This window comes from Olsenella uli, from assembly GCF_901212675.1.
In the GTDB taxonomy this organism is placed as follows: domain Bacteria; phylum Actinomycetota; class Coriobacteriia; order Coriobacteriales; family Atopobiaceae; genus Parolsenella; species Parolsenella uli_B.
Window position 1 is genome coordinate 80507 of record NZ_CAAKOQ010000042.1, and the last position, 22362, is coordinate 102868.

The window sequence follows — 22362 nt, forward strand, 5'->3', positions numbered from 1 at the left end:
CTTGGCGCATGTATCCGGTCCCTCATCATGGACGAGGTCGTCTACAGCAACGAGATCGAGGGAGTCCACAGCACTGAGAGACGCTCTTCCGCAGCGGGCAGGTTGTCATCACGGGCCCTCGCGGCCAGACGGTCCACGAGGGCGTCTCGCCCGAGTCCAGGATCGAGGAGATGCTCACGCAGTGGCTCGCCCTCTCTCGGTCCGAGGACATCCCCGAGACGTGCAGTGCACTTCTCTGCCATTTCCTCTTCGAGCACATTCATCCGTTCTACGACGGCAACGGACGGACGGGACGCTATCTCCTGGCCCTCCACCTCAGCGAGCCCCTCTCCCAGCCGACGGTTCTCTCGCTCTCGCGCACCATTGCGGAGAACAAGGCCGAGTACCAGCGGGCATTCGACATCGTGGAACGCAAGCTCAACGCCGCGGAGGCAACGCCGTTCGTCCTGACCATGCTCCGCCTCATCGGCGAGGCGCAGGACGACCTCATCGCAAACCTCTCGGAGAAGCAGCAGGCGCTGCAAGTCATCCGCGCCAGTCTCGAGAATTGCCAAGCCGTTAGAGATAGGCCCCGCTCCGTGCTCCACTACGCCGCGCAGATGGAGCTCTTCGACGCCTTCCACGAGACGCGGGCCACCGATGTCGCAAGTCACCTCGGCGTCTCCCGTCCCACGGCCCGCAAGGCATTCGACGAGCTCGTGGAGGCCGGCTTCCTGTGCCGGACAAAGGCGACGCCGGCAACGTACCGGCTCACCGATGCCGGGCGTCACGTCGTGGGGCTCCTATGATGTGAGGCGCACCAGACGTCGGAAGGAACAGCCATGGTGACGAAGCCCGACGGGCCCAAGGCAAGCCGCAGGCCTGAAACGCCCACGCATGCGATAGCCAATAGTCCGACAACTCCCACAAACATCGAGGTACGTGGGGCGCGGGTCCACAACCTCAAGAACGTCGACGTGGACATCCCGCTCGGCAGGCTCGTGGGCATCGCCGGCGTGTCGGGGTCGGGCAAGAGCTCGCTGGCGCTGGGCGTGCTCTACGCAGAGGGCTCGCGGCGCTACCTTGAGGCGCTCTCCACCTACACGCGCCGCCGGCTCACCCAGGCGGGGCGTGCGCAGGTGGACGAGGTGCTCTACGTGCCGGCGGCGCTCGCCCTGCACCAGCGCCCGGCCGTCCCCGGCGTCCGCTCCACCTTTGGCACCATGTCAGAGCTGCTCAACAGCCTGCGCCTGCTGTTCAGCCGCTGCGGCAGCCACCAGTGCCCAACGTGCGGCACCCACGTGCCGCCCACGCTTGCCGTCGCGGCCGACCAGCCCATCACGTGCCCGCACTGCGGCGCCACGTTCCACGGCCCTGGCGCCGAGAGCCTCGCGTTCAACAGTGCCGGGGCCTGCCCTACCTGCGGCGGCACCGGCATCGTGCGCACGGTGGACGAGTCCACGCTCGTCCCCGACGAGACCATTTCCATCGATGACGGGGCCGTGAAGCCGTGGGGCAGCCTCATGTGGGACCTCATGAAGCAAGTCTGCCGCGAGATGGGCGTGCGCACCGACGTGCCGTTCAACCAGCTCACGCCCGCCGAGCGCGACATCGTCTTCCACGGCCCCGCCGAGAAGCGTCACATCCTCTACAAGCCCAAGAAGGGCGACGGCTTCGCCGAGCTCGACTTCACCTACTTCAACGCCGTCTACTCGGTAGAGAACGCGCTCTCCAAGGTCAAGGACGAGAAGGGCCTCAAGCGCGTCGCAAGGTTTCTCAAGGAGGGGCCGTGCCCGGACTGCGGCGGCACGCGTCTCTCGGCCGCCGCGCGTGGGCCGCTCGTGCGCGGCATCAACCTGGCCCAGGCGTGCGAGATGACCCTCGACGACCTGCGTGCCTGGGTGGCGGGCGTGCCCGAGACTCTGCCCGCCGAGATGCGCCCCATGGCCGAGCGCATCTGCGAGAGCTTTGCCGACACGGCGCGCAGGCTGCTCGAGCTGGGTCTTGGCTACCTCTCGCTCGACCGGGCGGGCGCCACGCTCTCGACCGGCGAGCGCCAGCGCGTGCAGCTGGCCCGAAGCGTCCGCAACCGCACGACGGGCGTGCTCTACGTGCTCGACGAGCCCAGCATCGGCCTGCACCCCGCCAACATCGACGGCCTCGTGGGCATCATGCGCGACCTCATCGCCGACGGCAACTCCGTGGTGATGGTCGACCACGACACGCGCATCCTCGCCGAGGCCGACTGGCTCGTGGAGATGGGCCCGGTCGCCGGCGCCAAGGGCGGGCACGTCATCCCCCAGGGAACCGTGGACGGCGTCGAGCATGACCCGGCAAGCCGCATCGGGCCCTTCCTGGCCGGACGCGAACGGGTGGTGCGCGGCGGCGTCGAGCCGTGCGGCGATGCACCCGCGGCGGGGCAGGCCGAGCGGGCCGGAAATGTGACAAATCATACGGAAGAGAATGTGACGGGGTGCATTCACCTCGAGACGGGGGCCATCCATACCGTCAAGCCGCTCGTGGTCGACATCCCGCGCGGGCGGCTCGTGGCCGTGACGGGCGTCTCGGGCTCGGGCAAGACCACGCTCGTGCTCGAGAGCCTCGTGCCCGCCGTGAACGCCAAGGCCGCCGGGACTCCCCTGCCCGCCCACGTGCACGCGGTAGAGACCGACGGCGTCCGCCGCGCAGAGCTCATCGACTCCTCGCCCATCGGCATCAACGTTAGAAGCACCGTAGCCACCTACGCGGACGTGCACGACGAGCTGCGCCGCGCCTACGCGCGCACGGCGGCGGCAAAGGAGGCCGGCTACAAGGCGGGAGACTTCTCGTACAACACGGGACGCCTGCGTTGCCCCACCTGCGACGGCACGGGCCAGATCTCGCTCGACGTGCAGTTCCTGCCCGACGTCGACATCCCCTGCCCGGACTGCGGCGGCACGCGCTACGCGAAGGCGGCAAGCTCCGTGACGCGCGCGGCGGCGGACGGCAGCGAGCTCTCGCTGCCGCAGCTCATGGCCATGAGCGTGGACGAGGCCCTCGAGGCCACGGTGAGGCTGCGCCGTGCGCAGGCTCGCCTGCAGACCCTCTCCGACCTGGGGCTTGGCTACCTCACGCTGGGCGAGGCCACGCCGGCGCTCTCCGGCGGCGAGGCGCAGCGCCTCAAGCTCGCAAGCGAGATGGGGCGCGCGCAGGACGACACGGTCTTCGTGTTCGACGAGCCCACCATCGGCCTGCACCCGCTCGACGTGGCCACACTGCTCGGCGTGTTCGACACGCTCGTGGCCCACGGCGCCACGGTGGTGGTAATCGAGCACGACCTCGACGTCATCCGCAACGCCGACTACGTCATCGACCTCGGCCCCGGCGGCGGCGAGCGCGGCGGCCGCATCGTCGCCACCGGCACGCCCGCAGAGATCGCCGCCTGCCCCGAGAGCGTCACGGGCCGCTACCTCTGAGGCCCGCACGCATCCCAACCCATTTCAACAAGCTGCGCGAGCAGGTCAAGGCCGCTGGCGCCGGCGACTCGGACTACCTGCACTCGCTCGCACGAGGCGCAGGAGCAGCTGTTTTCCGAGCATGGCGGCCTCAAGGCCATCATGGCCAGGGGCCTCACCCCGTTCTCGGCCATGCCCAAGGGCTACGGCATGGACGACGGCCGCACGGCGTAGCGGCGCTACGGTGTTAGCGGCGTCGCGGCATTAGCGGCGGCGCGTCGGGCACGGTAAGATGGATGCCAACACCGTCACCGCAGCTAAGAGGACGCACACCGTGCAAGAACACCCCACCGGCGCCACTTCCGAGGACGCCCCCGCCACCAGTCCCGCCGCTCCCGGCTCGCTTGGCGAGCTGGTGCCAGACCTCTGGTTCGACCCCAAGCAATGGCCCGACTACGAGCCCGAGGCCCCGCTCACCCCCGACGAGGCGCTCGATCGCTACCTCGATTGGTGCGCCGGGCGCGGCATGGAGCTCTGGCCCCACCAGGAGGAGGCGCTGCTCGACCTGGCCGCCGGCGACCACGTGATCTTGGGCACGCCCACGGGCTCGGGCAAGTCGATGGTCGCGCTGGGCCTCGCCTACATGACCATCTGCCAGCACAGGCGCGCCTACTACACCGCACCCATCAAGGCCCTCGTCTCCGAGAAGTTCTTCGACCTGGTGGAGGTGCTCGGCCGTGACAACGTTGGCATGATCACCGGCGACACCCACATCAACACGGACGCCCCCGTCATCTGCTGCACGGAGGAGATCCTCGCCAACCAGGCCCTGCGCGAGGGGGCCGCGAGCGACATGGCCGCCGTCGCCATGGACGAGTTCCACTTCTTTGGCGAGGCCGACCGCGGCTGGGCCTGGCAGGTGCCACTCCTGACCCTGCCCAACACGCAGTTCCTGCTCATGAGCGCCACCTTGGGCGACACGAGCGCCATCAGCGCGGCGCTCGGGCGCCAGACCGGCCGCACGGTCAACGAGGTCACCCAGGCCGAGCGCCCGGTGCCCCTCTCCTACCAGTACGTGGACACCTCGCTCGAGGCCACCGTCGAGCTGGCCCTGCGCGACGGCGACGCCCCCATCTACATCGTGCACTTCGCCCAGGACGCGGCGCTCAACACCGCGCAGTCGCTCGCGAGCTACGGCGTGGCCACCAAGGAGCAGCGCGACGCCGTGAAGGAGGCCTGCAAGGGCACGCGCTTCACCACGGCCTTTGGCAAGACGCTCCAGCGCCTGCTCGGCTGCGGCGTGGGCGTGCACCACGCGGGGATGCTCCCGCGCTATCGCCTGCTCGTGGAGAAGCTCGCGCAGCAGGGCCTTCTGCCCGTCATCTGCGGCACCGACACGCTGGGCGTGGGCATCAACGTGCCCATCCACACGGTGCTGCTCACGGCCCTCACCAAGTACGACGGGCACCGCATGCGCCGCCTTCGCTCGCGAGAGTTCCACCAGATCGCGGGCCGCGCGGGACGCGCCGGCTTCGACACCGAGGGCCGCGTCATCGCCGAGGCCCCCGAGTACGAGATCGAGAACGCCAAGGCCCTGCTCAAGGCCGGCGGCGATATCAAGAAGCAGCGCAAGGTCAAGAAGAAGCGCCCGCCCGAGGGCTTCGTCAACTGGGGCAAGGAGACCTTCGAGCGCCTCATCGCCGCCCCGCCCGAGACCCTCGTGCCGCGCCTGCGCATCACCAACTCGATGGTGCTCGCCGAATGCGAGCAGGGGGCCGACGCCCACGGCCGCATCATGCGCCTCATCGCCGACTCGCTTCAGACCGACACCGAGAAGGCCCAGCTCGTGTCCCGTGCCGACGAGATCTTCGCCACCCTCATCGACGCCGGTGTCATCGAGCGCACCGAGCTCGCCGACGCCGTCGACGCGGCAAGCCCGCAGCTGCTCGAGGCCCTGCCCGCCGCCGCGGCCTCGCCGCTCGCGAGCCCGGCCGTCTACAGCCTCACGGTCGACCTCCCCGAGGACTTCGCGCTCGACCAGCCGCTCTCGCCCTTCCTGCTCGCGGCGCTCGAGCTGCTCGACCCCGAGAGCGACACCTACGACCTCGACCTCATCTCCATGGTGGAGGCCACGCTCGAGGACCCCTACCAGGTGCTTCGTGCCCAGGAGCGCGAGGCGCGCGGGAGGGCCCTCGCCGAGATGAAGGCCGAGGGGCTCGAGTACGACGAGCGCATGGACAAGCTCGCCGAAATCACCTACCCCAAGCCGCTCGAGGACGAGCTCAACGCCGCCTTCGAGACCTACTGCGAGAAGGTACCGTGGGCGCGCGACTACTGCCTGCGCCCCAAATCGATCCTGCGCGACATACTCGAGACGGCCGCGGACTTCAAGACCTACATCCAGCACTACAAGCTCGCGCGCTCGGAGGGAACGCTGCTGCGCTACCTCTCGGACGCCTGGCGCGTGCTCGACCGCACCGTGCCCACCGAGAAGCGCTCCGAGAGCCTCGATGACATCGTGGCGTGGCTTGGCTTCATCGTGCGCACCACCGACTCCAGCCTCGTGGACGCCTGGGAGGCCGCGGGCGAGGTACCCGATGCCCTGCCGCCCGAGGTGGCGGACGCCGTGGTCAAGGACCGCCACGGCCTCACGGTGCTCGTGCGCAACGCCCTGTGGCGCCGCGTGCGCCTCTTCAAGGCCGAGGAGCTGCCGACGCTCGGTGGCCTCGACCAGCTCTGGGGCTTTGGCGAGCGGCGCTGGCGAGCCGTCCTGGACGAGTTCCACGACGCCCACGACGAGCTGCTGCTCGACGCGGACGCCCGCAGCACGGCATACTTCCAGGTGGACGAGTCCGACGAGAAGTCCGACCACGTCTGGCACGTCACGCAGATCCTCCACGACGCCGACGGCGACAATGACTTCCAAATCAAGGCCGACCTGAACCTCGACGCCACGCAGGAGCAGGGCGAGGTCGTCTTCAAGAACTACCGCGCAGGCTCGATAGAGGAGCTTATGGAGCAGGACGGGCAAAAACTCTAGATAACGGATGACTTTTGCACAGGTAGACTACCTGCATTTTTCTTATGTTACCGCAGGTAGTCGGCCTGCCTTGCAAAAGAAAAAAAGTCCGTTTTCGATACTATTTGGGCGCCGCACCGCGTCACCACGGAGATTGCGCGAGTCCACCCGCGTCGCCCGCCCTTGCGGGCGCAGCCGACCCTGCCACGGAGATTCCGCGGGCCCGCCGCCCCGCTCCCTCCCGCCCGCACACGGCGTCGAGTAGACTGGAACGCCACGAGAGCCCAAGGAAACGGAGCCGTCCATGGCCAAGCTCAACTACAACCTCGTGAAGATCACGCACGCCGCCGGCACGTCGGCCCAGCTGCCCAAGCCCGGCCGCCCCGAGATCGCCTTCGTAGGCCGCTCTAACGTGGGCAAGTCATCCATCATGAACAAGCTGTTCAACCGCAAGAGCCTCGTGAAGGTCTCCTCCAAGCCGGGCAAGACCACCACCATCAACTTCTTCGCGGTGGAGGGCGTGGACTTCGTCGACCTGCCAGGCTACGGATTCGCGCGCGTGGGCGGCCACGACCAGGACCGCTGGAACGAGCTCATGGGCGGCTACTTCGAGGGCGGGCGCAACATCCGACTCGTCGTGGCGCTCGTCGACATCCGCCACGACATGATGGACCTCGACGAGGAAATGGTCGATTACCTGCTCAAGCTCGAGCTTCCGTTCTGCGTCGCCTTCACCAAGGCCGACAAGCTCAGCAAGAGCAGGGCCGCCCAGCAGGCCCAGGCGCTCGCCCGCCAGTTCACCCTGCCGAGCAACGTGCCCGTCGTGGTCACCTCGGCCACGAGCGGCATCGGCATGAACGAGCTCAAGACCACGATCGAGCAGGCGCTGCGCGGGTAGGGCGGTACGGGGCCCCGGCGGCGCGTGGGAAGCCAGCGCCACGCAGGCCCCGCCCCCTAACGCCCAAACCGCCGGGCCCGGTCGCTACCCGTCCTCCCCGTGGGCGGACTCGTTGATGCCGTCGGGGATGCCGGCACCCTCGAAGACGCCCGCGTAGCCGTCCTTCGTCCGCACCGGGTCCCAGTGCAGCGTCATGACGATGCCGTCCTCGCGAAGGAACTGCTGCTCGATGCCCTCGAGCACCGCATGCGCCTCGAGCGGGTCCTCCTCGGCGGGCATCACCACGTGCGCGCTCGCGAACTTGCGGCCCGGACCGTAGTCGTGGACCATGATCCCGTGCATGCCCAGCACGCCCGGCCGGCTCAGGATCTCGTTGCGGATGTGGCTCACGAGCTCGTCCGACGGCGCCTTGCCAAGCAGCGTGTCCAGCGCCTCGCGGATGAGCTGAAGCCCGCTCACCAGCACGAAGAGGCCCACCGCAAGGCCCACCCAGCCATCGAGCTCCAGGTGGGTGACCCGCGAGACCAGCGTGCAGGCAAGCACCGCGATCGTCGTGAGCGCGTCGTTTCTCGAGTCGACGCCCGTGGCCGTGAGGGCCTCCGAGTCGATGCGGTGCCCCAGCGTCTTGTTGAAGCTCATCATCCACACCTTCGCCGCCGCGGAGAGCAGCATCACCGCGATGAGTGCCCAGCTGCACTCGATCGGCTCGGGCCTGAGGATGCGCTCGAAGCCACTGCGGGCCAGCTCAATGCCCACCGACGTGACCAGCACCGATATGACGAGCGCCGCCAGGTACTCGTAGCGCCCGTGGCCGTAGGGATGGCCCGGGTCGGCCGGACGGCTCGCGAGCTTGAAGCCGATGAGGCTCACCACGTTGCTCGAGGCGTCGGAGAGGTTGTTCACGGCGTCCGCCACGATGGAGACCGAGCCCGAGGCCAGGCCCACGATGCCCTTGGCCAGGCAGAGCGCCACGTTGAGCACGATGCCCACCATGCCGGCGAGGATGCCGTAGCCCACGCGCACCTTGGGGTCGTTGACGCGCCCGTAGTCCTTCACGAACAGCCTCGAGAGCCAGTCCGTCATGTCGCGATTCCCTCCCGCATCTCCCATGCCTGCCGCTCGCCGATGCCACGCAAGAGTGTTCCCCAAACCGGGCATCATTAGAGGAGCGTGGCCCTGCTCAAGGAGAAGGTCGACAAGGACGAGACGGGCGTTGCCGCCGGCAAGGGCTTCTACGAGTACGGGAAGAAGTTGGGCTGAGCGGATGGGCGGGACCGTCCCGGATAGCCTGGCACATGACCCGACCTCAGACCGCAGCCGACCGGCACGCGTATCGTCGCCGCAGCTTGTAGCACAAGGAGGGCCCCGAAGCCGGATTGACGGCTTCGGGGCCCTCCTCGTCACGCGAGCCGGACACGAACGGGTCGCACTCCGGCGCAGATGCGCTTCCTAGCGGTTGCCGCCACGGTAGCCGCCGTTGCTGCGGCCATAGCCGCCACGGCTGTCGCGGTTGTCGCGGGCGCCAAAGCTGCCACGGTTGCCGCCAAAGCCGCCGCGGTTCCCACCGAAGCCACCGCGGTTGCCGCCAAAGCCGCCACGGCTGTCGCGGTCGTCACGACGGTCGTTGTTGCGGTCGAAGCTGCGGCCGCCGCGATCGTCACGATTGCCGCGGAAGCCACCGCGGTCGCCACCGCGGTCAAAGCTGCGGCCGCCGCGATCGTCACGGCCGCCAAAGCCGCCACGGCCACCGCGGTCGTCACGGTTGCCGCGGAAGCCGCCGCGGTCGCCACCACGGTCCCCGCCGCGACCGCCACGGCCGCCACGGTCGTCGTGGCCGCCACGGCCACCGAAGCCGCCACGGCTGTCGCGACCGCCACGGAAGCCGCCGCGGTCGCCACCACGGTCGCCGCCGCGACCGCCAAAGCCGCCACGGCCACGGTCCTCGCGCGGCTCATCGAGGCCCAGGGCCACGAGCGGGTCGATCACCTTGTCAAGCAGGGACAGGAGCTGCTCGGCGTCCTCCTCGGAGAGGCCGGGGACGAGGTCCTCGCCCTTGCGCTCGGCAGCCTCGGCGCGCTCGATGGCGTCGTCCTCGGCGAAGACGACGACCTTGCGCATGTCGGGCTCCTCGGGCTCGATGCGGCCCACGAGGTCCTTCTTCTCGGCATCGGCCAGCACGGCGTCAAGCTCGCGCAGGCGCATGCCCAGCAGGTCGGCCATCTCCTTCTGCTGCATCTTGGGCTTGAGCTGCAGGAGCTTGAGGGCGCGCACGAGCGTGCTCGCCTTGCCCTGGTTCTCCTCGGCGGCGCGCTCGAGGGAGACGCGGCGACGGAACAGCAGGTTCTCGGCGCGCTTCACCTTCGCGACGAGCTTCTCGTTGACGCCCTGCTCCTCCTCGGCGTCATCGGAATCGGAATCGCTCGTGGCCTCGTCGTCAGCCTCGGCGTCCTGCTCGTCCTCGGCGGTCACGTCGTCGTCAACGGACGTCTCCTCGGCGATCTCCTCGTCCTGGATGCTCGTCTCGTCAATCGTCTCGTCGTTCTCGAACTCAGACATTGCGTCTCCTTCTTGCGCCTCCCGGCGCCAACATGGGCACTTCCGCGCCACCGTGCCGGATTCTCCAACTCAGATCATCCGTGTCATTCGTCTCGGCCCTTCCGGGCACCCGGCACCAGCGGTTCAGTGTAAGGGCTGAAAGCCGCCCCACAGCCCGCAAATTCCCGTCACCGCAAAAGCGGCGCAACTATCGGCCTCGCCTCGCGCCGCCCCTTGTCACAGCCTCGGCCCTAGTTCTGCCGATACGTGCTGAGGAAGTCCGCGATGTCCTCCATGCACTCACGCAGGATGCGACGACGCGGCAGGTAGACCACGCGGAAGTGGTCGGGCTCACCCCAGTTGAAACCCTTGCCCGGCACGATGAGCACGTGCTTGTCATGCAGCAGGTCGAGCGCAAACTGCTCGTCGTCGGTGATGTTGAACTTCTTCACGTCGAGCTTCGGAAAGATGTAGAACGCCGCCTTGGGCTTCACCGCCGTGATGCCGTCAATCTCGTTGAGACCCTTGTACGCGCAGTCGCGCTGCTCGTAGATGCGGCCGCCCGGCACGATGTAGTCGTTCACGCTCTGGTGACCCCAGAGGGCCGTCTGCACGATGGACTGCGCCGGCACGTTGGAGCACAGGCGCATGTTGGAGAGCATGTTCACGCCCAGCATGAAGTCGCGCATGCAGCGCTTGTTGCCCGAGAGCACCATCCAGCCGATGCGGTATCCCGCGATCATGTGGCTCTTGGAGAGGCCCGAGAGGGTGACGCACGGAAGGTCAGGCGCCAGGCTCGCGATGGAGACGTGCTCCAGGCCGTCCATGACGAGGCGGTCGTAGATCTCGTCCGAGAAGATCATGAGCTGGTTCTCGCGGGCGATGTCGACGATCTCCTGCAGCACCTCGCGCGGGTAGAGGGCGCCCGTGGGGTTGTTGGGGTTGATGATGACGATGGCCTTCGTGCGCGGCGTCACCTTGGCGCGGATGTCGTCCATGTCGGGGTACCACTCGGCCTGCTCGTCGCAGAGGTAGTGCACGGGAGTGCCGCCGGCGAGCGTGGCGCACGCGGTCCAGAGCGGGTAGTCGGGGCTGGGGATGAGGATCTCGTCGCCGTTGTCAAGCAGCGCCTGCAGGCACAGGTTGATGAGCTCGGAGACGCCGTTGCCGGTGTAGATGTCCTCCATCTGCACGTTGGGCAGGCCCTTGATCTGCGCGTACTGCATGATGGCCTTGCGCGCCGAGAACAGGCCGCGCGAGTCGGAGTAGCCCTCGCACTCGGGCAGCTGGTAGCGCATGTCCTGCACCACCTCGTCGGGCGCGCGGAAGCCAAAGGGCGCCGGGTTGCCGATGTTGAGCTTGAGGATGCGCTGGCCCTTGGCCTCCATGCGGGCGGCCTCGTCGACCACCGGGCCGCGGACGTCGTAGAGCACGTTATCGAGCTTCGAGGACTTCTTGAACTGACGCATGGGGACGCTCCCTTGGGTGGAGGTATGATCGAACTTGGCCGCGGGCACCGCGCCCGGGGCCGCGGCCTCAGGCCGCGCAGTAGCTCGCTCGCCGCTGGGCTCCGGCTGTCGGCTGGCGGCTGCCGGCTCATGGCTGGGCCCCGTCGGCTCGTCGGGATTGCCGGTACCTTCCGAATCACAGCCACTGGCACCCGCCGACCCGTTGCTGGCGATCGCCGATTCCTCGCCGGCGCCTGCCAGCTCAAAGTCTCCCGCACCCTCGCGGAGCCACGCCTCGGGAACGTCGAGGATTCGCGCGAGCAGCGCGGCCGGGGCCGGCCTTGGCACGGTCTTGCCGCTCACGTACTGGCTCACCTGGCTTTTGCCAAGGTGACCGCCCACCTCTGCGGCGGCGTGGACGAGGTCGGACTGCTTGAGGCCGCGGACCTCCATCGCGGCCCTGAGCCGGGAGGCGAACTCGTTTTCCATACCCACCTCAATCCACAGGTTCAATTTCTACTGGTAAATTGAACTTACTTGGAGTTTCGGGCTTCAAAAGTTCAATTTATCGACATTCTAACACGCGTGATATTGAACCATACGGACGAATCGGTAAGAACAGGTTCAAAGGTTCAATTTCAACCGATTCGACCAATCCGTGGAAAGTGTCGCGGAAAACGACACAGGGAACGGGTTTGCCAAGGGATACACTGTCCTCCACACCGGGTGGAGGGAGAGCGCTCATGGACAGTCCCATCACGACAGAAGACGCCGAGGCAGGTAGCCACGAGACGCAGGGACCCGACACGCGCCGTCCCACCTGGAGCCTGGGCTTCAAGGTGTTCCTTGTCATCGCTACGCTCGCCCTCGCGGGCGGGGCCATGTACATGGCGGGGTTCGTTTCGCTGGGTGAGGTGTCAGCGCAGGGCATGCTCGTCGCCGGCGTCGGCGGGGCGCTCGTCATCCCCTACCTGTGCCTCTACGCCCGCCTCATCTGGCGCTCCACCCTCGCGGACCTCGACGATGACGTCACCCTGCTCTCCTGGGTTCACCGCCTGCGCGCCTGGCGGTTCGGCGTCGTCGTGATCTGGGTGCTCGTGGCGCTGCCCGTGGCGGTTCCCTTCGTGAGGTCGCGCATCCTGACCTCCTACCCCGAGGCAATCGTGGGCGACGCCATCAACGCGGTCTGCCTCGCGGTCGAAATCGCGCTCGGCCTCGGCTTCATCATCTCCGTCGCGGTGGGCGCGGCCGGCTACGGCGTGTCGACCTCGGCGCTGCGCCACATCCGCCCCCTCGTTCCCCGCACCGTTCCCGAGGGAATAGAGCTCAAGGCGAGCCAGACGGACGCGTACCTGCCCGAGCAGGTCGCTGCCCTGCGCACGCGCGTGTGCAGGGACGCCCGGCTCACGTTCAGCTTCACCTGGGACGAGGCGCTTAACCTCGAGGGGAACGCCAGCAAGAGCAAGAGCGCCAAGCGCCGTCGCAAGCACCAGGGGGCGAGCGCCACGGGCAACCCCCGCGCCGACGCCATGGCGGAGATTGCCCAGAGCGCCTCGATCTCGCACCTGCGCCTGTTCGCGTACTGCTTCGCCGCGTTCATCGTCTGGGTGGCCGCCTACATCACGCTCGGCCTCGTGTTCGGGTTCCTAGACTAGCGTCCGCGCGAGCGTGGGCCCGCCGCCCACGGCCCGCCATCACGTGTGTGGCCACCGCCTCCGCGGACCGCGTCCACGGGCCGCGCCTACGTCAGCATGCCGCCGCAGGCCGCGCCCCTACACCAGCTTGCCGGAGCAGTGGTCGATGCCGTGCTGCACGGCCTCGGCAACCCAGCCGGAGTACTTGCGGGCCCTGGACTCGAGCTTGCCGTTCACGAGGGCGTCGAACTTCACGCGGATCATCTGAAAGCGGCGGACCTCCGTGGCACGGTCGAGCGACAGGCAGCCCTCGCTGGCGGTGTAGGGGGCCATCGACGCCACGATCTTGGGGTTGAGCATGACCTGCATGCCCTTGGAGCCCTCGAATGCGATGATGGCCTTGTTCACGCCAATCTGGTTTGCCGCAAGGCAGGCGCAGTCGTCGAGCGAACCCAGCGTGTCGAACAGGTCCTGCACGACTCCGGCATCCTCGGCAGTGGCCGCCTCCGCCGGCTGGCTCAGAAACTCTTCGTCCTTAACGATGTCCTTGATCACGGCAGCACCCTTCGCTCGACTCGCACCTGCCGACGGCCTCCCACACGAGGGACTCGTCGGCATCTAACGAGCCACGATGATACGGGATTGGCACCACGAGCGGCGGCGACCATATCCTGTCCACAGGCGGCGTTGGCCACGAGCTGGCCCTTGACCACATCATGGCTCGCCCTCCCTCACCACACGAAGCGTGTCGCGATAGGGCCCGTCGATGCCGATGACGTCTCGCAGCACGTCAAGAAAGTAGCTGCCGCTTGGCTCTCGGTGGATGAAGCCAAAGCCCCCGGGCCTGCAGGCGAGTGTCACGGTGCCCTCGAGCTCCCCAGGACCCTCACCAGAGCATGGCTCGTAGCTCGCGCGGTCGTACAGCAGCGTTTGGCCCACAAAGTACCAACTGCCGCCCACCCGCGCGATGCGCTGCGCAAGCGTGCCGCCCCTCCACGTGGACCTCTCGCAGGCAATCCTGTTGACAACCGCGTGCTCCTCGGCCGTGCGCAGATCCACGACACGCAGCTCGCTCGTCTCGGGACTCTTGTCGCGAATGGCAAAGCGCGAAAACCTCTGGGTCTCGGCAATCTGGGCCAGCCTCTCCACGCAAGCGGAGGCGGTCCCCTGCGGAGGGGCCCCGATGAACAGTTCGAGCGGGGTCCTACCGCCCGCCAGGTCAAACTCGAAGAGGAACCACTCCGTGTAGGCCATGTTGGCCTGGACCACGAGAGGCGAGCTTGCCGACTTCTCGTAGTAGGCAGCGGGCCTCACGGCGTCCTCGAACGTCTCGCGAGAGCGGTCGAAGTACTCGGCACTCCGATCCTCCCATCGCCGGTAGACGGCATAGAGGTCCTCCCAGATCTTGTCGGCAACCATCTCCCCACCCCTTCCTCGGACCATTGGGAGGTCGAGCATAGGGGGAGCCAGAAGCGGTCCGGGCAAGAAAGGGAAGAAACCCCGGCACCCGCCGACACAGACCCGACAAGCCGCCGACAAGAATCGGGGAGACTATGCCGCCCGACGGCTCGGCGAATGTTCAAAACTCATATCACCACAGGTACGCGAGGTAAGAGGAAGCCCTCGCAGAATTGTTGGTTATTCATCCGCGGGCGCGCCATGGCGCCCACCCAGACGCCCCACCAAGCCAGCATCGGGCAGCAGCCTCGCCACAAGCGAGCGTCCCGCCAATAGCCCCTACCGAACCGGCACGATCACGTCGTAGCGAACGGCCTTGCCGGCAAGCGAGTAGCTGGGCTTGATGCCAGCGAGCAGGGGCCCCTTGACCGGGCGCTTGATGACCACCTTGCGCGGCCCCGCCCCCACCGCCGCCCTCAGCAGCGCCTCGGCGTCTTCGCACGGCGGCTCGAGCCGGTGCAGGAGCTGAAACTTCTTCTTCACCGCGGCGCTCTTGGTGCGGGCGGGAAACATCGGGTCGAGGTAGACCACGTCGGGCACCTGCGCCAGGCTCGGCAGCACCTCCAAGCTGTCGGCCTCGAGCACCCGCATGCGCCCGACGGCACCCGCAAGCTTGGGAATCTCCGCCGCGCGCGCCATCGCGTCCCTAAGCAACGCCGCAATCGTGGCATCGTGCTCGCAGAGCGTCACCTCAAAGCCGGCCGCCGCCAGGAGCAGCGAGTCCTCGCCCAGACCTGCCGTGGCGTCAAAGACGGTCGGGGCGTCGGCCCCCTTGACCCGCGCTGCCCGCACGAGAAGCTCCCTGCCCAGGCGGTCCGCACGCAGGCGCGGCAGCATGCGCGAAAAGTCGCCGCGAAGCTCCATGCCGTCCGCCACGAGCGCAAGCCCCTCGTCCGTCTCGCGCAGCTCCGGGACCGGCATGGCCCCCGCCCCCTCCTCGCGACTCTCCCGCATGCATCCTCCGCCCAGATTCATCGTCAGGCCCTGCGACCGCAGCCCGGCCCACCCGTCGCCGAAAGCATAGCCCAAGCCAGGCACGCAGCCCGTCGCCCCCATTGCGACGGTTTCGTAAAAACCCGCGGGCGGCATCGCCCCTCGTCGCGCAAAGGGGTACACCGTCCCACGCAGGGGAGACAACAAGGGGGCAATCATGGCAGAGACGATAACGACGGAGAACGGCACGGAGGGCGCGACGGCAGCAGACGGGTATGCGCAGAAGCCTGTCTTCTACCAGGTGAGCACGCTCAACGCGCTCATGCTGGGCAACTTTGACGGCGTGGTCACGGTGGGCGAGCTCAAGCGCCACGGAAGCTGGGGCATCGGCACCTACGAGGGACTCGACGGCGAGGCCATCGTCTGCGACGGCCATGCCTACGACGCGCACGCCGACGGCACCACCTGCGAGTACTCCGACGACGCCCGCCTGGCGTTTGCCACGGTGGCCAACTTCACCAACCGCGCCGCGCAGTTCGAGATCTCCGGCGCGACCACGATCGCCCGGGTCAAGGACGCGCTCGACGACGCCCGCAAGGCCTCCGACGACAACGACAACGCCTGGGTGATGATGGCCATGCACGGCACCTTCCCCAGCCTGCGCGTCCGCAGCTGCGAGAAGAAGCTCACCAAGCCCTATCCCACCCTCTCCGAGGTGGCCAGCAGCCAGCACGAGCACAGCTACGAGAACGAGAGCGGTTGGGTCATCGGCGTGTGGGTGCCGGCCTACCTCGAGGGCATCAACCTGCCCGGCTGGCACATCCACTTCCTTTCCGACGACAAGAAGCGCGGCGGGCACCTGCTCGAGCTGGCCGTGGGCACGGCATCCGGCAAGCTCGAGAGCTATGCGCGCTTCGAGATGGACCTGCCGGTGAACCGCGAGTTCGACAAGCTCGACCTGGGCGAGGACCTCGCCAGCGCCACCGCCTCGGTGGAGGGGTAGACTCCAAGCATCGCACGCCCGCCCGAGGAGGCCCCATGACCCAGCAGCAACCCTACCCGCCCGTCATCGAGGGCGTCCTCGAGCACAACAGGGCCTTCGTGGCGCGCGGGGACTGGCGCGACCACGCCGCCCCGGGGCGCCCGGCCAAGCAGCTTGCCGTGGTGACCTGCATGGACACGCGGCTCACGCGCCTTCTGCCCGACGCCCTGGGGCTCCAGAACGGCGACGCCAAGATCATCAAGGTTGCAGGTGCCACCATCGTGGAGCCCTACGGCGAGGTCATGCGGTCGCTGCTCGTGGCCGTGGCCGAGCTGGGCGTCACCGACATCATGGTGGTGGGCCATACCAACTGCGGCACCTGCGACATGGAGGCCACCCACATGCTGGGCGAGCTCGAGCGCGCCGGCGTCCCCCGCGAGCGCATCGAGGCCGCGACCGGGCAGGATTCGCGGGCCGCACGCTTCCTCGACGGCTTCTCCAGCCTCGAGGACGAGGTGCGCGCAAGCGTGAGCAAGATCCGGAAGCACCCACTTATGCCAGAGAGCGTCCGCGTCTGGGGCTTCACCATCGACATCGAGACCGGCGAGCTCACGGCCGTGACCCCAGCGGCAGGCCCCGCGGCGGGCCCCGCGCCCGAGCATTAGCCGACGCGGGACGGGGACAGGCCATGGGCAGCAGGAAGCAATCGGCGCGCAGGCGCGAGCGGGAGGCGTTTCGCTCCCAGCTCGGCGACATGGGAGACCTGTTCGCGCAGGAGTCGGCCCGCAAGGCCGCCGACGACGAGCGCCACGAGCAGGCCCTGCGCGCCAAGGCGTGCGAGTCAAAGCAGCGCTACGCCACCCGCGCCGACGCCAGGGCCACGATAGCCACCTGTGAGCGCCACGGCTCTCCCGCGCTCTACCTCTACAAATGCCCCTACTGCGGCGGGTGGCACCTCACGCACAAGCGCCCCAGCCGCTAGCAGTGGCCACCCGGCAGGCCCTCCCACCAGGCAGCCGGCACACGCCTCCACGGCGCCTACAGCGTCACGTTGCCAAACTCCGAGAGCTTGAGGTCGGGGTTGTGCTCCTCGGCCCACTCCAGGCTCCACGGCCGCGTGAAGAGCAGCAGCCGGTGCCCGCGCATATCCTCCACCTTGCAGGTGTCTCGCGTAAGGTCGAGCGTGGCCAGGTCGAGCTCCTCGGGGTCGTTTTCGACCCAGCGGATGATCTCGAAGGGCAGGGCGTGACGGTCGACCTCGACCTTATACTCGCTCTTGAGGCGCTGCTCGAGCACCTCGAACTGCAGCACGCCCACCACACCCACGATGACGCTCTCCATGCCCGTGCCAACCTCGCGGAAGATCTGGATGGCACCCTCCTGGGCCAGCTCCTCCATGCCCTTCACGAACTGCTTGCGGCGTAGCGTGTCCATCTGCGTGATGCGCGCAAAGCGCTCCGGCGCAAACGTGGGGATGCCGGCGTAGCGCACGTGGCGCCTGCCCGCGCAGAGCGTGTCACCGATGGAGAAGATGCCCGGGTCGAACAGGCCCACGATGTCGCCGGCCACGGCCTCGTCGACGGTCGAGCGGTCGTCGGCCATCATCGACGTGCCGGTGGCCAGCTTGATCTTCTTGCCGCCCTGCACGTGGAACGCGTCCATGCCGCGCACGAACTCGCCCGAGCAGATGCGCAGGAAGGCGATGCGGTCGCGGTGGTTCTTGTCCATGTTGGCCTGAATCTTGAACACGAAGCCCGAGAAATCCGGGTCGGTCGCCTCGACCTCCTCGCCCGTCTCGGCATCCTTGTGGGGCGAGGGGCTTGGGGCCAGGCGCAGGAAGTCCTTGAGGAACGGCTCCACGCCAAAGTTGGTGAGCGCCGAGCCAAAGAACACCGGCGACAACTTGCCCGTGGCCACGGCCTCGGCGTCAAACTCGTCGGCGGCGCCATCGAGCAGCTCGATGTCGTCCATGAGGGTCTGGTGGTTCTCCTCGCCGATGAGATCGTTCATCTCGGGCGCGCCGAGCTCGGCCTCAACCTCGGCCACCTTCTTGGCCGCGTTTGCGTGGCCGTCGCCCTGGAACGCAAGCACGTGGCGGCTCGCGCGGTCGAACACGCCCTTGAAGCTGCGGCCGCTTCCGATGGGCCAGTTCATGGGGTATGTGCCGATGCCCAGCACGTTCTCGATTTCTTCCATGAGGTCAAAGGGGTCGCGCGCGTCGTGGTCGAGTTTGTTCACGAAGGTGAAGATGGGGATGTGGCGCAGCGTGCAGACCTTGAAGAGCTTCTTGGTCTGGGCCTCGACGCCCTTGGCGCCGTCGATGACCATGACCGCCGCGTCGGCGGCCATGAGCGTGCGGTAGGTGTCCTCGGAGAAGTCCTGGTGGCCCGGGGTGTCGAGAATGTTGACGCACTTGCCGTCGTACTCGAACTGCAGCACCGAGGACGTGACGGAGATGCCGCGCTGCTTCTCGATGTCCATCCAGTCGGAGACGGCATGCTTGGAGCTGCTCTTGCCCTTGACCGAGCCGGCAGACTGGATGGTGCCGCTGTAGAGTAGCAGCTTCTCGGTCAGCGTGGTCTTGCCCGCGTCCGGGTGCGAGATGATGGCAAACGTGCGATGACGACGGATTTCCTCGGGCAGGGACAGCATGTGGGGCCTTTCTTGAGAGCGACGGTCCCTTGGCGCGGCCGTCGCGTTACAGTCAAACTCTATAAGGATACTCGCGAATCCGTCCGATTGGGAAACCCTATGAACATCCAGATCTTCGGCACGAAGAAGAGCTTCGACACTAAGAAGGCCCAGCGCTGGTTCAAGGAGCGTCGCATCAAGTTCCAGTTCATCGACCTCAAGGAGAAGGAGATGAGCAAGGGCGAGCTGCGCAGCGTGACGCAGGCGACGGGCGACATCGACGCCCTCGTGAATCCCAAGGCGAAGGACGAGGACACCGTGGCGCTCGTCCAGCACCTCGCGGAGTCACAGCGCTTCGACACGCTCCTCGAGAACCAGCAGATCCTGGCCGAGCCCATCGTCCGCAACGGCCGTGCCGCCACCGTGGGCTACAGGCCCGAGGTGTGGGAGGGCTGGGAGTAGATAGGGGTTGGGTCCGCGGAGCAATGACTACCGTCATCCCGTCGGACTTCGCTCACACACCGGGACCATATAAGTCGCCAGGAGGCTTCAGCCGGCAGGGAAATGCCGCCCGTGCCGTCCATACCGGGCGCCCGGTCGTTCCGCGTCGTGCCCACGAGGGCCTGCCCTGTCCCTGATTTCCGTCCCACGCATGGGCACCCGTGGCCCTCGCGATGAGATTTCGCGATTCATGCCACGAAAACGCGGTTTGTGGGAAACACCCCCGCCGTCATCAGGCGGTTTATCAGCAAACACTAACAAGCCGAAAGCCATCGTTTCCTGACGCGCGTGCCTAGACGGCAGGTTACCTGTGGTTTTGTCAGAAGCAAAAGCTGCGGCCCACACCGACCAGGTTGGACCACGCACATTCATTGGCAATTGGCCGGCTATGAGACAGCCGTCGGGCCACCCCGTTTCCCACAAACCGCGTTTTCGTGGCGCGGAACGCAAAATCGGATCGCCAACCCCCGCCACACCGCCATGCGCACGCACCCGCGGACAGTAAGTCCTGCGTTAGCAACCGTCTAACAGAAGCGCCCCCACCCCAAGCCGCAACACCATCGAAGACGCGCGCCCGGCCAAGGCCGCTGGCGCCCGCTTTGCCTCGCGGACACGCGGCGGGCATCATCGAGGAGCCCTGGTAGCCCTGGGTATCGGGGCGCTCACGAAGCGCCCCACCTGCGGCGCGGGATGCGCCTGGTACACCAGAAAGCACGGCACGCGATGTTCGCAGGCGATGGGAACCGTGACGAAGCCCGGATGCAGCCCCGCCCAACTGCCACTCGTCACCACAGTGCCGCCCTGCTCCTCCGCCTCATTGAAGAGGGCATAGTCGAAGCTGTCGACGTCGATGACCTTCGCGTGAGCCTCGAGCTCGAGGGCATCGCGCAGGCGGTCCATCGCGTCGTTGCCATGCCGCAGCACGCGGATCCTCCGGCCCGCGAGGTCGGCAAAGGTCACCTGCGTTCGGCGGGCCAGGGGGCTTCCCTGCGGCACGTCGAGGTTGAGGACCGACGAGAACAGCGGCAGCAGCCCGCACTTTTCACCCCACCTCACGGCGGAGTAGCTCGACTGCGCCACGTCGACCTCCCGGAGGGCGTCAGCCCGCCTCTGGGCCGTCGCGGCGCCGCATCTCCCGCCCCGCCGCCCGTTGCGGGAGGGCTCGCGGCCGGCCGCGGGCTTGTCGCAGCCGGCCCTGCGGACAATCTCGCCGGCGCCCGCCCCCTCGTGGTAGGGCTCCGCCATACCGTCGCGCCCTGCGGCGCCAAGATGCGCGTAGCGGCACACGTCCCCTCCGCACGACGTGGGTCTGGGCAATCCGCATCGTACCGCTCGGGATTGTGCCGTGCCCCCGTCTCGGGCGCGGCACGTTGCACTCAGAACGCCAATTCACCCCCCCCCGCAATTTGTTGACCGCGCGGCGTTTTGGTGACCGAACGGCAACGATGGGGAGCCCCCGGTTGCCTTTCGAATGACGCGGGCGCACGATGGTATAGGAGAGAGGCTCGCTTGATACGGGCGGGCGCGAACGGACGAATACGACGGAAGGACGCGATATGTGCACGGGAATCAGGTTCAGCGACGATGAGGGCAACATGTATCTGGCGCGCAACCTCGATTGGAGCACGCGCTACGGCGAGCGCGTGGTGGTGACTCCGAAGGGTTTCCCGCTCCCCTATTCCTTCCTCGCCGATGCGAGGGCGGAGCACGCTGTGATCGGCATGGCGGTGGCCCTCGACAACTATCCGCTTTATTTCGATTGCGGAAACGACGCGGGCTTGGGCGTTGCCGGCCTGAATTTCCCCGGATTCGCCGAATACTCCAATGGCCCCGTTGACGGGAAGACGAACATCGCCGCCTACGAGTTCCCCGTGTGGGTCGCGGCCAACTTCTCGACGGTTGACGAGGTGGAGGCAGCCCTCGCCGACGCGAACATCGTCGCGAAGCCGGTAGACGACCGGCTCGGCGTGTCGATGCTGCACTGGATTGTCGGCGATGGCGCGCGCTCGATCGTGATCGAGCAGATGGCCGACGGACTGCATGTGATGGACAACCCGGTCGATACGCTGGCAAACCAGCCCGAGTTCGCCTGGCATATGACGAACCTGCGCACCTATATCACCGCGACGGGCGATTTCCCCACTGCCGCGAGGTGGGGCCGCGCCGAGCTTGCCCCCTTCGGTGCGGGCGCGGGCGCGCGAGGCATCCCGGGCGATTCCTACTCCCCTTCGCGCTTCGTGAAAGCGGCATTTTTGAACGCGAACTACCCGCAGAAGTCGACCGAGCGGGAAAACGTCCTGCGCGCGTTCCATACGCTTAGCAACGTGGCGATGGTCGAGGGCTCGGCAGCGATGGCCGATGGCGCCTTCGAGCGCACGCTCTACACGGGATGCTTCTCTGCGCGCACGAAGACGTACTACTACTCGACCGACGATGACCCCTCCATCAGAAGCGTCGCGCTCGCCGACTGCGACACGGGCGACGCGACTAAGCTCTTCGTGGCGTAAAGTCCGAGGCCGACGATCGAAAGGGCGGGATCGAACGCATCGCGGAGACATCCCGGACAGCCAGGACGCTGCTCACGGACGGAACCGACTGTTGGCTCATCGACGATTAGGAAGATAAAAAGTGAGAAGAAGAGGCGGGCAATTGCCCGCCTCTTCTCACATCACCCACGTGAACACGGCACGGAATAGCCAGACGAAAAAGCCCGGCGTGACCTTCGGCACCGACACGAGGAACCTACCAACCCCCTTCATCGACGTCACACCATTCGGGTCTTTGGCGTGCTGAAGCGCCTCGCTCATGAGGCAAGCCATCTCTCCCTCGTCGTCCCGCCTTGCGATGGCGGCAAATCAGGGCGAAGGTGCGGTCGCCTGATTCCTATATCGCCCAGACGGGCACGGCCTC

19 protein-coding genes are annotated in these 22362 nt (G+C 67.3%); 10 read left to right on the plus strand and 9 right to left on the minus strand.

Annotation, left to right across the window (positions count from 1 at the left end):
- Window positions 1-170 precede the first annotated feature (170 nt).
- From EFAMC1_RS11225 to yihA, 4 genes are all read left to right on the plus strand, one after another.
- Window positions 171-788, plus strand: coding sequence for a Fic family protein (locus EFAMC1_RS11225; RefSeq protein ID WP_261981813.1), 618 nt, complete (start codon window positions 171-173; stop codon window positions 786-788).
- A gap of 33 nt (window positions 789-821) precedes the next feature.
- A complete protein-coding gene (locus EFAMC1_RS06905; protein ID WP_187324595.1) occupies window positions 822-3434 on the plus strand; it encodes an excinuclease ABC subunit UvrA in 2613 nt (870 codons plus the stop codon).
- Between the two features lie 271 nt (window positions 3435-3705).
- Window positions 3706-6453 (plus strand): DEAD/DEAH box helicase, encoded by a 2748-nt coding sequence (locus EFAMC1_RS06910; RefSeq protein ID WP_154053570.1) that lies wholly within the window; start codon window positions 3706-3708, stop codon window positions 6451-6453.
- Between the two features lie 283 nt (window positions 6454-6736).
- Window positions 6737-7330, plus strand: a complete 594-nt coding sequence (gene yihA / locus EFAMC1_RS06915) for a ribosome biogenesis GTP-binding protein YihA/YsxC (protein WP_154053571.1) — start codon at window positions 6737-6739, stop codon at window positions 7328-7330.
- A gap of 84 nt (window positions 7331-7414) precedes the next feature.
- On the opposite strand, the gene EFAMC1_RS06920 is transcribed toward yihA, so the two are convergent.
- The 3 genes from EFAMC1_RS06920 to EFAMC1_RS06930 all read right to left on the minus strand — a co-directional run bounded on the left by EFAMC1_RS06920 (window position 7415) and on the right by EFAMC1_RS06930 (window position 11802).
- Complete coding sequence (locus tag EFAMC1_RS06920) at window positions 7415-8413, minus strand: cation diffusion facilitator family transporter (protein WP_154053572.1); 999 nt, start codon at window positions 8411-8413, stop codon at window positions 7415-7417.
- Between the two features lie 366 nt (window positions 8414-8779).
- Entirely contained in the window at window positions 8780-9886 is a 1107-nt protein-coding gene (locus EFAMC1_RS06925; RefSeq protein WP_154053573.1) for a hypothetical protein, read from the minus strand.
- Window positions 9887-10116: 230 nt separating this feature from the next.
- The gene (locus tag EFAMC1_RS06930) at window positions 10117-11802 is read right to left on the minus strand and encodes an aminotransferase class I/II-fold pyridoxal phosphate-dependent enzyme (protein WP_154053574.1); all 1686 of its coding nucleotides are present in this window, start codon (window positions 11800-11802) and stop codon (window positions 10117-10119) included.
- A gap of 254 nt (window positions 11803-12056) precedes the next feature.
- Between EFAMC1_RS06930 and EFAMC1_RS06935 the strand changes: the two genes are divergently transcribed.
- Window positions 12057-12968 (plus strand): hypothetical protein, encoded by a 912-nt coding sequence (locus EFAMC1_RS06935; RefSeq protein ID WP_154053575.1) that lies wholly within the window; start codon window positions 12057-12059, stop codon window positions 12966-12968.
- 117 nt (window positions 12969-13085) lie between these two features.
- Here the strand turns inward: EFAMC1_RS06935 and EFAMC1_RS06940 are convergent, their stop codons facing one another.
- The 3 genes from EFAMC1_RS06940 to EFAMC1_RS06950 form a co-directional block, all read right to left on the minus strand.
- On the minus strand, window positions 13086-13502 hold the full coding sequence (locus EFAMC1_RS06940; RefSeq protein WP_154053576.1) for a peptide deformylase: 417 nt from the start codon (window positions 13500-13502) through the stop codon (window positions 13086-13088).
- A 159-nt stretch (window positions 13503-13661) separates the two neighbouring features.
- Complete coding sequence (locus EFAMC1_RS06945) at window positions 13662-14366, minus strand: hypothetical protein (RefSeq protein ID WP_154053577.1); 705 nt, start codon at window positions 14364-14366, stop codon at window positions 13662-13664.
- 318 nt (window positions 14367-14684) lie between these two features.
- Complete coding sequence (locus tag EFAMC1_RS06950; RefSeq protein WP_261981815.1) at window positions 14685-15359, minus strand: class I SAM-dependent methyltransferase; 675 nt, start codon at window positions 15357-15359, stop codon at window positions 14685-14687.
- A gap of 196 nt (window positions 15360-15555) precedes the next feature.
- On the opposite strand from EFAMC1_RS06950, the gene budA reads away from it, so the two are divergent.
- From budA to EFAMC1_RS06965, 3 genes are read left to right on the plus strand one after another with little or no spacing between them, the layout of a single operon-like run.
- Window positions 15556-16341 (plus strand): acetolactate decarboxylase, encoded by a 786-nt coding sequence (gene budA / locus EFAMC1_RS06955; RefSeq protein ID WP_154053578.1) that lies wholly within the window; start codon window positions 15556-15558, stop codon window positions 16339-16341.
- A gap of 35 nt (window positions 16342-16376) precedes the next feature.
- On the plus strand, window positions 16377-16985 hold the full coding sequence (locus tag EFAMC1_RS06960; protein ID WP_154053579.1) for a beta-class carbonic anhydrase: 609 nt from the start codon (window positions 16377-16379) through the stop codon (window positions 16983-16985).
- A gap of 23 nt (window positions 16986-17008) precedes the next feature.
- Window positions 17009-17302, plus strand: coding sequence for a hypothetical protein (locus EFAMC1_RS06965; protein ID WP_154053580.1), 294 nt, complete (start codon window positions 17009-17011; stop codon window positions 17300-17302).
- Between the two features lie 56 nt (window positions 17303-17358).
- On the opposite strand, the gene EFAMC1_RS06970 is transcribed toward EFAMC1_RS06965, so the two are convergent.
- Window positions 17359-18972, minus strand: coding sequence for a peptide chain release factor 3 (locus tag EFAMC1_RS06970; protein WP_154053581.1), 1614 nt, complete (start codon window positions 18970-18972; stop codon window positions 17359-17361).
- Window positions 18973-19071: 99 nt separating this feature from the next.
- On the opposite strand from EFAMC1_RS06970, the gene EFAMC1_RS06975 reads away from it, so the two are divergent.
- Window positions 19072-19413 (plus strand): arsenate reductase family protein, encoded by a 342-nt coding sequence (locus EFAMC1_RS06975; RefSeq protein WP_154053582.1) that lies wholly within the window; start codon window positions 19072-19074, stop codon window positions 19411-19413.
- A 663-nt stretch (window positions 19414-20076) separates the two neighbouring features.
- Here the strand turns inward: EFAMC1_RS06975 and EFAMC1_RS06980 are convergent.
- A complete protein-coding gene (locus EFAMC1_RS06980; RefSeq protein WP_154053583.1) occupies window positions 20077-20697 on the minus strand; it encodes a hypothetical protein in 621 nt (206 codons plus the stop codon).
- A 311-nt stretch (window positions 20698-21008) separates the two neighbouring features.
- Here EFAMC1_RS06980 and bsh point away from each other — a divergent pair, with 311 nt between their 5' ends.
- Window positions 21009-21959 carry a choloylglycine hydrolase gene (gene bsh, locus EFAMC1_RS06985; protein WP_154053584.1) on the plus strand — a complete coding sequence of 317 codons (951 nt, stop codon included), beginning with the start codon at window positions 21009-21011 and terminating at the stop codon, window positions 21957-21959.
- Between the two features lie 156 nt (window positions 21960-22115).
- Here bsh and EFAMC1_RS06990 read toward each other — a convergent pair whose 3' ends face one another.
- Complete coding sequence (locus tag EFAMC1_RS06990; protein ID WP_187324602.1) at window positions 22116-22259, minus strand: hypothetical protein; 144 nt, start codon at window positions 22257-22259, stop codon at window positions 22116-22118.
- Window positions 22260-22362: the final 103 nt, after the last annotated feature.

Bases quoted from the DNA above. Each gene is read 5' to 3' on its own strand.
- EFAMC1_RS11225 (WP_261981813.1), top strand. From the start codon at position 171: ATGCTCACGCAGTGGCTCGCCCTCTCTCGGTCCGAGGACATCCCCGAG.
- EFAMC1_RS06905 (WP_187324595.1), top strand. From the start codon at position 822: ATGGTGACGAAGCCCGACGGGCCCAAGGCAAGCCGCAGGCCTGAAACG.
- EFAMC1_RS06910 (WP_154053570.1), top strand. From the start codon at position 3,706: ATGGATGCCAACACCGTCACCGCAGCTAAGAGGACGCACACCGTGCAA.
- yihA (WP_154053571.1), top strand. From the start codon at position 6,737: ATGGCCAAGCTCAACTACAACCTCGTGAAGATCACGCACGCCGCCGGC.
- EFAMC1_RS06920 (WP_154053572.1), bottom strand. From the start codon at position 8,413: ATGACGGACTGGCTCTCGAGGCTGTTCGTGAAGGACTACGGGCGCGTC.
- EFAMC1_RS06925 (WP_154053573.1), bottom strand. From the start codon at position 9,886: ATGTCTGAGTTCGAGAACGACGAGACGATTGACGAGACGAGCATCCAG.
- EFAMC1_RS06930 (WP_154053574.1), bottom strand. From the start codon at position 11,802: ATGGAAAACGAGTTCGCCTCCCGGCTCAGGGCCGCGATGGAGGTCCGC.
- EFAMC1_RS06935 (WP_154053575.1), top strand. From the start codon at position 12,057: ATGGACAGTCCCATCACGACAGAAGACGCCGAGGCAGGTAGCCACGAG.
- EFAMC1_RS06945 (WP_154053577.1), bottom strand. From the start codon at position 14,366: ATGGTTGCCGACAAGATCTGGGAGGACCTCTATGCCGTCTACCGGCGA.
- EFAMC1_RS06950 (WP_261981815.1), bottom strand. From the start codon at position 15,359: ATGCGGGAGAGTCGCGAGGAGGGGGCGGGGGCCATGCCGGTCCCGGAG.
- budA (WP_154053578.1), top strand. From the start codon at position 15,556: ATGGCAGAGACGATAACGACGGAGAACGGCACGGAGGGCGCGACGGCA.
- EFAMC1_RS06960 (WP_154053579.1), top strand. From the start codon at position 16,377: ATGACCCAGCAGCAACCCTACCCGCCCGTCATCGAGGGCGTCCTCGAG.
- EFAMC1_RS06965 (WP_154053580.1), top strand. From the start codon at position 17,009: ATGGGCAGCAGGAAGCAATCGGCGCGCAGGCGCGAGCGGGAGGCGTTT.
- EFAMC1_RS06970 (WP_154053581.1), bottom strand. From the start codon at position 18,972: ATGCTGTCCCTGCCCGAGGAAATCCGTCGTCATCGCACGTTTGCCATC.
- EFAMC1_RS06975 (WP_154053582.1), top strand. From the start codon at position 19,072: ATGAACATCCAGATCTTCGGCACGAAGAAGAGCTTCGACACTAAGAAG.
- EFAMC1_RS06980 (WP_154053583.1), bottom strand. From the start codon at position 20,697: ATGGCGGAGCCCTACCACGAGGGGGCGGGCGCCGGCGAGATTGTCCGC.
- bsh (WP_154053584.1), top strand. From the start codon at position 21,009: ATGTGCACGGGAATCAGGTTCAGCGACGATGAGGGCAACATGTATCTG.
- EFAMC1_RS06990 (WP_187324602.1), bottom strand. From the start codon at position 22,259: ATGAGCGAGGCGCTTCAGCACGCCAAAGACCCGAATGGTGTGACGTCG.